The organism is Serratia sp. szju, from assembly GCF_044594185.1.
Lineage (GTDB): Bacteria > Pseudomonadota > Gammaproteobacteria > Enterobacterales > Enterobacteriaceae > Serratia > Serratia bockelmannii.
In genome coordinates, this window is record NZ_CP172576.1 from 4,382,292 (window position 1) to 4,394,373 (window position 12,082).

At 60.3% G+C, this 12,082-nt stretch carries 11 protein-coding genes; 8 read left to right on the plus strand and 3 right to left on the minus strand.

Going from position 1 to position 12,082, the window contains the following annotated elements:
* Positions 1-3 precede the first annotated feature (3 nt).
* Positions 4-1,023 (minus strand): ADP-ribosylglycohydrolase family protein, encoded by a 1,020-nt coding sequence (locus tag RE418_RS20720; protein WP_025302514.1) that lies wholly within the window; start codon positions 1,021-1,023, stop codon positions 4-6.
* 378 nt (positions 1,024-1,401) lie between these two features.
* Between RE418_RS20720 and phoP the strand changes: the two genes are divergently transcribed.
* From phoP to RE418_RS20735, 3 genes are all read left to right on the plus strand, one after another.
* Positions 1,402-2,073 carry a two-component system response regulator PhoP gene (gene phoP / locus RE418_RS20725; protein ID WP_025302513.1) on the plus strand — a complete coding sequence of 224 codons (672 nt, stop codon included), beginning with the start codon at positions 1,402-1,404 and terminating at the stop codon, positions 2,071-2,073.
* Positions 2,074-2,078: 5 nt separating this feature from the next.
* A complete protein-coding gene (gene phoQ / locus RE418_RS20730; RefSeq protein ID WP_025160271.1) occupies positions 2,079-3,536 on the plus strand; it encodes a two-component system sensor histidine kinase PhoQ in 1,458 nt (485 codons plus the stop codon).
* Between the two features lie 84 nt (positions 3,537-3,620).
* Positions 3,621-4,742 carry a cupin domain-containing protein gene (locus tag RE418_RS20735; RefSeq protein WP_033638200.1) on the plus strand — a complete coding sequence of 374 codons (1,122 nt, stop codon included), beginning with the start codon at positions 3,621-3,623 and terminating at the stop codon, positions 4,740-4,742.
* A gap of 41 nt (positions 4,743-4,783) precedes the next feature.
* On the opposite strand, the gene RE418_RS20740 is transcribed toward RE418_RS20735, so the two are convergent.
* Positions 4,784-5,872 carry a malate/lactate/ureidoglycolate dehydrogenase gene (locus RE418_RS20740; RefSeq protein WP_043141499.1) on the minus strand — a complete coding sequence of 363 codons (1,089 nt, stop codon included), beginning with the start codon at positions 5,870-5,872 and terminating at the stop codon, positions 4,784-4,786.
* A 90-nt stretch (positions 5,873-5,962) separates the two neighbouring features.
* Entirely contained in the window at positions 5,963-7,192 is a 1,230-nt protein-coding gene (gene pepT, locus RE418_RS20745; protein WP_004941154.1) for a peptidase T, read from the minus strand.
* A gap of 57 nt (positions 7,193-7,249) precedes the next feature.
* Here pepT and RE418_RS20750 point away from each other — a divergent pair, with 57 nt between their 5' ends.
* From RE418_RS20750 to RE418_RS20770, 5 genes are all read left to right on the plus strand, one after another.
* On the plus strand, positions 7,250-7,522 hold the full coding sequence (locus RE418_RS20750; protein WP_145956978.1) for a hypothetical protein: 273 nt from the start codon (positions 7,250-7,252) through the stop codon (positions 7,520-7,522).
* Positions 7,523-7,547: 25 nt separating this feature from the next.
* Entirely contained in the window at positions 7,548-8,663 is a 1,116-nt protein-coding gene (gene potA / locus RE418_RS20755; protein WP_089180806.1) for a spermidine/putrescine ABC transporter ATP-binding protein PotA, read from the plus strand.
* Positions 8,647-9,507 (plus strand): spermidine/putrescine ABC transporter permease PotB, encoded by an 861-nt coding sequence (potB, locus tag RE418_RS20760; RefSeq protein WP_025302510.1) that lies wholly within the window; start codon positions 8,647-8,649, stop codon positions 9,505-9,507. The genes potA and potB overlap by 17 nt, the downstream gene beginning before the upstream one ends.
* Positions 9,504-10,286 (plus strand): spermidine/putrescine ABC transporter permease PotC, encoded by a 783-nt coding sequence (gene potC, locus RE418_RS20765; protein WP_043141506.1) that lies wholly within the window; start codon positions 9,504-9,506, stop codon positions 10,284-10,286. Before potB ends, potC begins: the two co-directional genes overlap by 4 nt.
* A gap of 217 nt (positions 10,287-10,503) precedes the next feature.
* Positions 10,504-12,063, plus strand: coding sequence for a PTS transporter subunit EIIC (locus RE418_RS20770; protein WP_025302508.1), 1,560 nt, complete (start codon positions 10,504-10,506; stop codon positions 12,061-12,063).
* Positions 12,064-12,082: the final 19 nt, after the last annotated feature.

A 12,082-nucleotide genomic window follows, 5' to 3' on the forward strand; every position in this document is an offset into this window, starting at 1 on the left:
CCGTTATGCCTCGCCCTGCCGGCGGCGGCGAAAGCGCACGAACGCCTGAACGTAAGCCTCGATATCCAGCGGATTCATCCGTTTTAACTCCGCCAGCAACCCGGCTTCGATCGCTTCAGCGCCATGCAGCGCGCCGCAAATCGCAGTGGCCATCGCACCGATGGTGTCGGTATCGCCGCCCAGGTTGGCGCACAGCACGGCGCACCGGGTAGGGTCGGTTTGCGCCAGCTGCACCATCGCCAGCGCCGCCGGCACCGACTCGATGGTGCTGACCCCGGCGCCGATCAGTTGATACACCCGCTCGGAGGCCTGCTCGGGATCGCTGGCTTCATCCACCACCTGAAACGCCAGCTCGATACGCGCCGCCAACGAGGGGCTGAATGTCGTCTCCTGACGGCGCTGGGCATACTCCGCCACGCCCGGCAGCGCCAGGCGAATCGAGGCCCAGTCCGCGCCCTCCACCGCCCGCGCAACCGCCCAAGCGATCGCGACGGCCCCGGCGACGGCGATGTCAGATTTGTGCGTCGGGCTGGAGGCCAGCCACACCTGCTGACAGAACTCCTCCAGCGGCGCAGACGGCAGCACGCAGCCTAAAGGCGAAATGCGCATCGCCGCACCGTTGGTGATGCCGTTGTTTTCCAACTCGGCGATCGGCGTTCCCGCTTTCTGCTCGCTCAGCGCCAGTTTGGAACTGGGGCCGAGAATGTTCTTGTTGAAGGCGTCAAAACTGTCCACCCAGCGGATCACATTGCGGGCGATCAACTCTGGCACCACCTCGCCTTTCGCTTCCCGCAGCGCATCGGCCAGCGCTAACGCCATCGCGGTATCGTCGGTATATTGCCCGGCCTTGAAGTAGCAGGCGGCCGAGTTCTCCGCCGGCCCATCAAGGAAACCGTCTATCCAACCGAAATGGCGCTTAACCCGCTCGCGCGGCCACAGCTCGGAAGGCATGCCGAGCGCGTCGCCCAGCATCTGTCCGTAAAGTGCGCCCGCTATGCGTTCTGCCTGGGTTAACTGCTTCATCCGTCGCTCCTGAGAAAATATGCCGATACCTCGATAATACCTTATTAGTACCTTTAAAGCTTATCAAGCGCCCCGGTTCACATTTTGCTTTCGCGACAATGCCTGGCGCGTTTAAGTTGCGTTTAACGTTGCCCCGTCGCTGTTTATCCGACGTTTATCAGAAGTTGTCGATAATGTCGGCGAACAAATTGATAACGCTTATTTTAATACATTGCTTCGGTTCTCTTGCGAGCCGGGCGGGTTATACCTACCATAGCCTCAGCACTTTTTGTCAAAATGGTTCAGGTGGCCGCGTTATCCCCTGACACGCCGCAGAGCGTGTTCCCTTTTATCGCGTGGGTGACAGGACGTTCACCCGCACAGTCACAGGAGTTCGCCATGCGAGTACTGGTTGTTGAAGATAATGGTTTGCTGCGCCACCACCTTTCCGTTCAGATGCGCGAGATGGGCCATCAGGTCGACGCGGCCGAAGACGCCAAGGAAGCCGATTATTTCCTGCAGGAACACGCGCCGGATATTGCCATCGTCGATCTCGGCCTGCCGGGCGAAGACGGCCTGAGCCTGATCCGCCGTTGGCGCGCGCACCAGACCAAACTGCCGATCCTGGTGCTGACCGCCCGCGAAAGCTGGCAGGACAAAGTGGCGGTGCTGGAAGCCGGCGCCGACGACTATGTCACCAAGCCGTTCCACCTGGAAGAAGTGATCGCCCGCATGCAGGCGCTGATGCGCCGCAACAGCGGCCTGGCTTCGCAGGTGATCGTGCTGCCCCCGTTCCAGATCGATCTGTCGCGCCGCGAACTGAGCGTCAACGATCGGCAGATCAAGCTGACCGCTTTTGAATACACCATCATCGAGACCCTGATCCGCAACGCCGGCAAGGTGGTGAGCAAGGATTCGTTGATGCTGCAGCTCTACCCGGACGCCGAACTGCGCGAAAGCCACACCATCGACGTGCTGATGGGACGTTTGCGTAAAAAGGTGCAGGCGGAATACCCGCATGAAGTGATCACCACGGTACGTGGCCAGGGTTATCGTTTTGACGCGAAGTGAACATGATGTTCAACAAGAATAAAAAACCGTTTTCGCTGCGCGCCCGCTTCCTGATGGCGACCGCCGGGGTGATCCTGGCGCTGTCGCTCTCTTACGGTTTGGTGGCGGTCGTCGGCTACATCGTCAGCTTCGACAAGACCGCCTTCCGCCTGCTGCGCGGCGAGAGCAACCTGTTCTTCAGCCTGGCTCAGTGGAAAGACAACAAGCTCACCATCGCCATCCCCCCCGATATCGATCTCAACTTCCCGACGCTGGTCTTTATCTACGACGATAAGGGCAACCTGCTCTGGAGCCAGCGCAAAGTGCCGGAGCTGGAGAAGCTGATCAACAAGGAATGGCTGGAAGAGTCCGGCTTCTACGAAATTGACACCGATACCCGCATCAGTAGCGAAGTGCTGGGGGATAACCCCAAAGCGCAGGATCAGCTGAAGAATTATGACGATACCGATCAGAACGCGCTGACGCACTCGGTGGCGGTCAACACCTATGCCGCCACGGCGCGGCTGCCGGCGTTGACCATCGTGGTGGTCGACAGCATTCCGCAGGAGCTGCAGCGCTCAGACGTGGTGTGGGAGTGGTTCAGCTACGTGCTGCTGGCCAACCTGCTGCTGGTGGTGCCACTGCTGTGGCTGGCGGCCTACTGGAGCCTACGGCCGATCAAGGCGCTGGTCAATCAGGTGGGCGAACTGGAGAACGGCGAGCGCGATCAGTTGGATGAGAATCCGCCCAGCGAGCTGCGCGGGCTGGTGCGCAATCTGAACATTCTGGTGCGCAACGAGCGCCAGCGCTACACCAAATATCGCACCACCCTGTCGGATCTGACCCACAGCCTGAAAACGCCGCTGGCGGTGCTGCAAAGCACCCTGCGCTCGCTGCGCAGCGGCAAGCAGACCACCATCGAAGAAGCCGAGCCGATCATGCTGGATCAGATCGGGCGCATCTCTCAGCAAATCGGTTACTACCTGCACCGGGCCAGCATCAACTCCGGCCAGACGGTGCTGACGCGCGAGATCCACTCGGTGCCGGCGCTGCTCGACAGCCTGGTGGTGGCGCTGAACAAGGTTTACCAGCGCAAAGGGGTGGTGATCACGCTGGATATCTCGCCGGAAGTGACCTTTATGGGCGAGAAGAACGACTTTATGGAAGTGATGGGCAACGTGTTGGAAAACGCCTGCAAATACTGCCTGGAGTTCGTGGAAATCACCTCGCTGCACTCAGAGAAAAATCTCACCATCGTCATCGACGACGACGGCCCGGGCATCCCGGAAAGCAAGCGCCAGCTGATCTTCCAGCGCGGCCAGCGGGTGGATACCCTGCGCCCCGGCCAGGGCCTTGGCCTGTCGGTGGCGGCGGAGATCATCGAGCAATACGACGGCGAAATCGTCATCAGCGACAGTCCGCTCGGCGGCGCGCGCATGCAGGTCACCTTCGCCCGCCAGCACGACACCCACCACAACGAGTAAATTATGCCGCTGCGGCCCCGATCCACGGGGCCAAACTTCCGTTATAATCGCACTCAGGCTCACTCCTCTATCCTGGAATAGAACATGGATTATCAATTAGATCTGGACTGGAACGATTTTTTGCAACGCTATTGGCAAAAGCGTCCGGTGATTCTGAAGCGCGGCTTCAAAAACTTTATCGATCCGATCTCCCCGGATGAGCTGGCCGGGCTGGCGATGGAAAACGAAGTGGACAGCCGCCTGGTCAGCCACCAGGACGGCCGTTGGCAGGTTGCGCACGGCCCCTTCGAGAGCTTCGATCACCTGAGCGAAAACAACTGGTCGCTGCTGGTGCAGGCGGTGGACCACTGGCATGAGCCTTCCGCCGCGCTGATGCGCCCGTTCCGCCAGCTGCCGGACTGGCGGATGGATGACCTGATGATCTCCTTCTCGGTGCCGGGTGGCGGCGTCGGCCCGCATCTCGATCAGTACGACGTGTTCATCATTCAGGGCACCGGCCGCCGCCGCTGGCGCGTCGGGGAAAAAACGCCGCTGAAACAGCACTGCCCGCACCCGGATCTGCTGCAGGTCGAACCGTTCGACGCCATCATCGACGAAGAGATGGAGCCGGGCGACATTCTCTACATTCCGCCGGGCTTCCCGCATGAAGGCTACGCGCTGGAAAACGCGCTCAATTACTCGGTGGGCTTCCGCGCGCCGAACGGCCGCGAGCTGGTGAGCGGCTTCGCCGATTACGTGCTGGCGCGCGAGCTGGGCAGCAAACGCTACGGCGATCCGGACGTTAAACTGCGCGAACACCCGGCGGAGATCCTGCCGCAGGAAGTGGACGCCTTACGGCAGATGATGCTGGATCTGGTGCAACAGCCGGAACACTTCCAGCACTGGTTCGGCGAGTTTATCTCCCAATCTCGCCACGAGCTGGATCTGGCGCCGCCGGAGCCGCCGTATCAGGCCGGGGAAATCTACGAACTGCTGCAACAGGGTGAAGCGCTGCAGCGCCTGGGCGGGTTGCGCGTGCTGCGGGTCGGCGATCGCTGCTTCGTCAACGGCGAACTGATCGACACCGACCAACTGCAGGCCGCAGACGCCCTGTGCCAAAACTTCAGCGTCGACGCCGCCCTGCTCGGCGACGCGGTGGACGATCCGTCATTCCTGGCGCTGCTGACCGCGCTGGTCAACAGCGGCTATTGGTACTTTAACGACTGATTGCGAGTACGCGAACAAGCCACCCTGCCGGGTGGCTTTTTTTATGCCTGCCGCGCCTGCGCGCGAAAGCCGGCCAGCGCTTCATTCGCCATGCCCGCCTGCTCCGCCGCCGCGCAAATCTGCCGCCAGGTATTGGCGTCTATCGGTATGCCCTGCTCCAGCCGCGTCGCGCGGTTGGCCTCTTCCCATTCTCCCGGCACCGCGATCGGCTGTTCGCCGCTCGGCGGCGACGCCTTCACCCAGCCGATAAACGCTTCGGCCTCGGCCTGCATTTGCGGGGCGTCGAAGGCCTGAGGATCGAGGATCAGGGTCGTCATGCAGTTGAAGATGGCGTCGCTGTCGGCTTTCAGCGTAGCGTCGTGGGTGGTGCGGCCGCCGGAGAGCGCGCCGCCGAGGATCTCGCACATCGCCGCCAGCGCATAGCCTTTGTGCAAGCCGAACGGCAACAGTGACCCGAACGGCGCTTCGTGCATCACCTTCGGTTCGGTGGTGGGTTGCCCGTGTTCGTCGATCAGATAGCCCGGCGCCACCGACAGCCCTTTGTTATAGGCCACCCGGGTCTTGCCGAAGGCGATGCCGCTGGTGGCGAAATCCAACAGCAGCGGCGTTCGGCCCGGCCGCGGGAAAATGGCGCAGAACGGGTTGGTGCCGAAGCGGCGATCGCTGCCGCCGAACGGCGCCACCATCGGATCGCCCACCACGTTGACGAAGTGAATCGAGATAAAACCGGCGCGGGCACACTGTTCCGCCCAATGGCCGATGCGGCCGATATGGTGCGCATTGTGCAGCGCCACCGCCGCCAGGCCCAGCTTGCCGGCGCGTTCAATGCCCAGCGCCATCGCTTCGCTGGCCACCACCTGACCGAAGCCGCGCGCGCCGTCGAGCGTCAGCACCGCGCCAGCGTCGCGCACCACTTCGGCGTGCTGATTGAGCTGTAATTGCCCCTGCGCCAACGACGCCATGTAGCTGGGGATCATGCCGACGCCGTGCGAATCGTGCCCGGCCAGATTGGCCTGCACCAGATGATCGGCCACCAGCTCGGCTTCGCGCGCCGTACTGCCGGCCTGGCGCCAAATCGCCTGAACGAACTGCGCCAAATGCGGGCTGGCGATACGGTATTCGGTGCTCATCATGCGGTCCTTATGCGTGGGGAATGTACCTCCACACTATGAGCAACGCCTTGTTGCGGCAAGCGATTATGCCGATCGCAAGCGTCCCGTTTACCGCGCCCGCTCGGCGGCCAGCGCCGCGATGCGCATGATCACCGCCACCGCTTGCTCCATGCCCTCCAGCGTCACGAACTCGTGCTTGCCGTGGTAGTTGTAGCCACCGGTGAACAGGTTCGGGCACGGCAGGCCGCGAAACGACAGCTGCGCGCCGTCGGTGCCGCCGCGGATCGGTTTCATCACCGGTTCGATGTCGCAGTCGCGCATCGCCTGCTGCGCCAGCGCAATCACGTGCGGGTGCTCCGCCACCTGTTCGCGCATGTTGTAATAGCTGTCTTCGATGCTCACTTCGATATAGCAATCGCGGGGCAGGCCTTTGCCGACCTCGCGAGCGATGTCCACCATCTTGCGCTTACGCGCCTCAAACCCTTCACGCTCGAAGTCGCGCAAGATATAGTGCATTTCGGCGCGCTCCACGCTGCCCTTGATGCTGCTGAGGTGATAAAAGCCCTGGTAGCCTTCGGTGGTCTCCGGCGCTTCGTCCGCCGGCAGTGCCTGATGAATGCGGGTCGCCAGCGACAGCGCGTTGACCATCACGCCCTTGGCGCTGCCGGGGTGCACGCTGTTACCGAGGATTTTGATCGTCACCGAGGCGGCGTTGAAGTTCTCGCACTCCAACTCGCCGACGCCGCCGCCGTCCACGGTATAAGCCCATTCGGCATTGAAGGCCGCCACGTCGAACAGCTGCGCCCCTTTGCCCACCTCCTCGTCCGGGGTGAAGGCCACACGGATGTCGCCGTGCGGGATTTTGCGCGCGCGCAGGCGCACCATGGCGGTGAGGATCTCGGCGATGCCGGCCTTGTCGTCGGCGCCCAGCAGCGTTTTGCCATCGGTGGTGATCAGCGTCTGCCCCAGCATCTGGTGCAGGATCGGGAACATCACCGGCGACAGCACTTCATCACCGATGCCGAGCGCAATGTCGCCGCCGCGATAGTTCTCGACGATCTGCGGATTGACGTGTTTGCCGCTGAAATCCGGCGAAGTATCCAGATGGGCGATAAAACCGACCGCCGGCACCGGCCAGGCGACGTTACCCGGCCAGGTGCCCATCACGCAGCCGTGTTCGCTGAGCGACACCCGCTCGAAGCCGAGCGCGATCATTTCCTGCTGCAACGCACGCGCCAGCTTCAACTGCCCGTCGGTGCTCGGCACATGCTTTACGTTCGCTTTGGACTGGGTGTCGAAAGAGACGTAGTTGAAAAAGCGGTCAAGTAATTTGTCCATGGTAGCGGCCCCTCAGAATATCGCGTTTCATTATGCTGAACCGATCAGGATCAAATATTGCGTCAGGTCATTTTTAACCATAATTCGCCAATATCATTAATCTTTGTGATGATTTCTGAGAGGAATAATGCTGTCATCACAGGGTCATTTGTCGCTATCATGATGAAAAACGCGGCATCTGGGCCGGATCGGCTTTCAATTCCGGCATTCAGCGTCTATCATGCGCGCTCGAAAAATTTCCATTGGCGTAACTGGTTTGAGCTTCATTTGATCAGCGGGCATCCCGCAAGCTCCGGCAGTCTTTTCCAGTTGCGGTTCTATCTGCATTAGCCCACGGGATAGAGTAATACGATAAATGACTGAGACATCCTCTCCGACTCCCCTTGTTGAACTGCATGCCCTGAGCAAAGCGTTCGATGGCAAAACCATCATTGCCGATCTGGATCTGACGATTAATCACGGCGAATTCCTCACCATTCTCGGCCCCTCCGGCTGTGGCAAAACCACGGTGCTGCGCCTGATCGCCGGTCTGGAAGACGCCGATCGGGGCCGCATCGCGCTCGACGGCCAGGACATCACCGCCATTGCGGCCGAGCATCGCCACGTCAACACCGTGTTTCAGAGCTACGCTCTGTTTCCGCACATGTCGGTGTTCGACAACGTCGCCTTCGGCCTGCGCATGCAAAAGGTGCCGGCGGCCGAACTGACGCCGCGCGTCGAAGAGGCACTGCGCATGGTGCAGTTGGACGACTTCGCCAAGCGGCGGCCGGGCCAGCTCTCCGGTGGCCAACAGCAGCGCGTAGCCATCGCCCGCGCGGTGGTCAACAAGCCGAAAGTGCTGCTGCTGGACGAATCGCTGTCGGCGCTGGACTACAAGCTGCGCAAGCAGATGCAGAACGAGCTGAAGGCGCTGCAGCGCAAGCTGGGCATCACCTTCGTGTTCGTCACCCACGATCAGGAAGAAGCGCTGACCATGTCGGACCGCATCGTGGTGATGCGCGAAGGCCGCATCGAGCAGGACGGCACGCCGCGTGAGATCTACGAAGAGCCGAAGAATCTGTTCGTCGCCAGCTTCATCGGCGAGATTAACATCTTCGACGCGGTGGTTTTGGAGCGCCTCGATTCACAGCGGGTGCGCGCCAACGTCGAAGGCCGCGAGTGCGACATCTATGCCGATCTGCCGGTGGAGCCGGGCCAAAAGCTGAAGGTGCTGCTGCGCCCGGAAGATCTGCGGGTGGAAGAAGTGAACGACAGCGCGCAGCACGACGGGTTGATCGGTTACGTGCGTGAGCGCAACTACAAAGGCATGACGCTGGAGTCGGTGGTCGAGCTGGAGAACGGCAAAACGGTGATGGTCAGCGAGTTCTTCAACGAAGACGATCCGGACGTCGATCACTCGCTCAACCAGAAGATGGCGGTGACCTGGGTCGAAAGCTGGGAGGTGGTGCTGGCCGATGAAGAAATCGCGTAAAGTCTTCCAGAATGTGGTGATCGTCGGCGTCGTCGCCTGGCTGCTGTTGTTCGTGTTCATGCCGAACCTGATGATCATCGGCACCAGCTTCCTGACCCGCGACGACGCCAACCTGGTGCAGATGGTGTTCACGCTGGATAACTACCGGCGCTTGTTCGACCCGTTGTACGCCCAGGTGCTGCTGCACTCGCTGAACATGGCGCTGATCGCCACCCTGTGCTGCCTGGTGATCGGCTATCCGTTCGCCTTTATCCTGGCGCGCTTGCCGCAGAAGGTGCGGCCACTGCTGCTGTTTCTGCTGATCGTGCCCTTCTGGACCAACTCGCTGATCCGCATCTACGGCCTGAAGCTGTTTCTCAGCACCCGCGGCTATCTCAACGACGCGCTGCTGTGGATCGGCGTCATCGACAAGCCGCTGCGCATCATGTACACCTCGGAAGCGGTGATCCTCGGCCTGGTGTATATTCTGCTGCCGTTTATGGTGATGCCGCTCTACTCCAGCATCGAAAAGCTCGATAAATCCTGCCTGGAGGCGGCGCGCGATCTCGGCGCCAGCAAGCTGCAGACCTTTATCCGCATCATCGTGCCACTGACCATGCCGGGCATTATCGCCGGCTGCCTGCTGGTGGTGCTGCCGGCGATGGGGCTGTTCTTCGTCGCCGATCTGATGGGCGGCGCCAAGAATCTATTGATCGGCAACGTGATTAAAAGCCAGTTCCTCAATATCCGCGACTGGCCGTTCGGCGCGGCCACCAGCATCTGCCTGACGCTGGTGATGGGGCTGTTGCTGCTGGTCTATTACCGGGCCGCCCGCCTGCTGAACAAGAAGGAGGATCTGGCATGATCGGACGTCTGCTACGCGGCGGCTTTATGACGCTGGTATACGCCTATCTGTATATCCCGATCGTCATCCTGATCGTCAACTCCTTCAACGCTTCGCGCTTTGGCATCAACTGGCAAGGATTCACCACCAAGTGGTACGCCACGCTGCTGAATAACGACAGCCTGCTGCAGGCCGCGGGGCACTCGCTGACCATGGCGGTGCTTTCCGCTACCTTCGCCACCCTGATCGGCTCGCTGACCGCGGTGGCGCTGTACCGCTACCGCTTCCGCGGCAAGCCGTTCGTCGGCGGCATGCTGTTCGTGGTGATGATGTCACCGGACATCGTAATGGCCATCTCGCTGCTGGTGCTGTTCATGCTGCTGGGCATTTCGCTCGGCTTCTGGTCGCTGCTGTTCTCGCACATCACCTTCTGCCTGCCGTTCGTGGTAGTGACCGTCTACGCGCGCCTGAAAGGCTTCGACGTGAAGATGCTGGAAGCCGCGCGCGATCTCGGCGCAAGCGAGTTCACCATCCTGCGCAAAATCATCCTGCCGCTGGCGATGCCGGCGGTGGCGGCAGGTTGGCTGCTGAGCTTTACCCTGTCGATGGACGACGTGGTCGTCTCCTCCTTTGTCACCGGGCCGAGCTACGAGATTTTGCCGCTGAAGATCTACTCGATGGTGAAAGTCGGCGTCTCGCCGGAGGTCAACGCGCTGGCCACCATTTTGCTGCTGCTGTCGCTGGTGCTGGTGATCGCCAGCCAGTGGGTGATGCGCGATCGCTCGCCCAAGGCAGAATAATCCTTCCCGCCGGGCGCTGCCGCGCCCGGTTGTGATCCCCTTCACAACCGGCACCGGTTGTCACTCAGTGACCATCGGTGCCTATTTCCGCCCCGCCGATTGCAGCGGCGAAAACTTCCCCCTATAACTGAATCCAGGCAAGGTGCCTTATTTTTCTCGCTTTCAGGGAGTTTATTCAGCAACGTCGTCATCCATTAAAATATAAAAAGGAACTGCCATGAAAGGTATTATCGATAATATCTTAAACAAGCTGCAGCTTTTCTCCAAAGCCATGATGGGGCCGATATTTTTCCTGCCGGTAATCGGTCTGATTCTGGCGCTCAGTTCTATTCTTACCAATGCCACATTAATCAATGAACATTCCGCCGTCTTCTCTATCGGTAAAATGATCGGCGATACCTTCTGGCCGTTATTCGGCAATCTCGGGCTGATTTTCTGTATCGGTATTACCTACGGCCTGGCCAAAGACAAGAAAAGCGAAGCGGCGCTGGTCGCGGTGATGTGCTTTATCATGTTCCTCGGCGCCAATTCGTCTTATCTGCAATTCAGCGGCCACGTCGCGGCCAAGATCAACGGTGAGTATTACGGCACCGGGCAAACGGAACTGCTGGGATTTACCGTGGTAGATATGGGCATTTTCCTCGGTCTTATCCTCGGCGTCACGATTGCCTGGGTGCATAACCGCCTGTGCAACGTCGAACTCAACGGCGTGTTCTCGGTCTACGGCGGCGCCAAGCTGGTGCTGATTGCCATGACGCCGATCATCATGCTGTACGCCGTCGCCTTCAGCTACCTGTGGCCGGCTATCTCACAGGGCCTGATCGCGCTTACCGGCTTTATGAAAAGCGCCGGCTCGCTCGGGGTATTCGTCTACGGCTTCTTCGAGAAATTTCTGATCCCCACCGGGCTGCACCACTTTATCTGGTCGCCGTTCCAGCTCACCAGTATCGGCGGTTCGATCGTACAAGACGGCCAGACCGTCTCCGGCTCGCAGGCGATTTTCCTGGCCTACATGCGCGACCCAAGCATCTCGCCGCTGATGAACGAGGCGCTGCGTTTCTCGCAGCAAGGGATGGTGACCATCTTCGGCCTGTCGGGCGCGGCATTGGCTTTCTATCACACCGCCAAACCGGAAAAGAAAATGCTGGCCAAGGCGATTCTGATCCCGGCCATCACCACCTCGATCCTGGTCGGCATCACCGAGCCGATAGAGTTCACCTTCCTGTTTATCTCTCCGCTGCTGTGGGTGATACACGCCGTGTTGACCGCGCTCTCGCAGGTAGCCTGCAACCTGTTCCAAGTGCGCCCCTGGGGCGCCAGCGGGCTGGTCGAGTTCCTGGCCTACAACCTGCCGCTGCCGGTCTCCCTCACCCGCTGGCCGCTGTATGTGGTCATCGGGCTGGTGCAGTTTGCGGTGTATTACCTGGTGTTCAAAACGCTGGTGCTGAAGCTCAATCTGAAGACGCCGGGCCGTGAAGATGATCAGGACGTCAAACTCTATTCCAAACAGGATTACCGGAACCGCAAAAATACCCCGGACGAGCCAAGCGGCATCATTATTCGCGCGTTGGGTGGCAAGGAAAACATTATTTCCGTCGATAACTGCTTTACCCGGCTGCGGGTGGAATTAAAGGATATGGCGCGGGTGGATGAGGCCGCGTTGAAAAGTACCGGCGCCAAAGGCGTGGTGAAGAATCGCCGTGAAGTGCAGGTGATTTACGGCGTCACGGTCGGCAAGGTCAAAAATCAGGTAGAGAAATATTTAGCGGCACTCTAACGCTTTATTAATGGGAGAT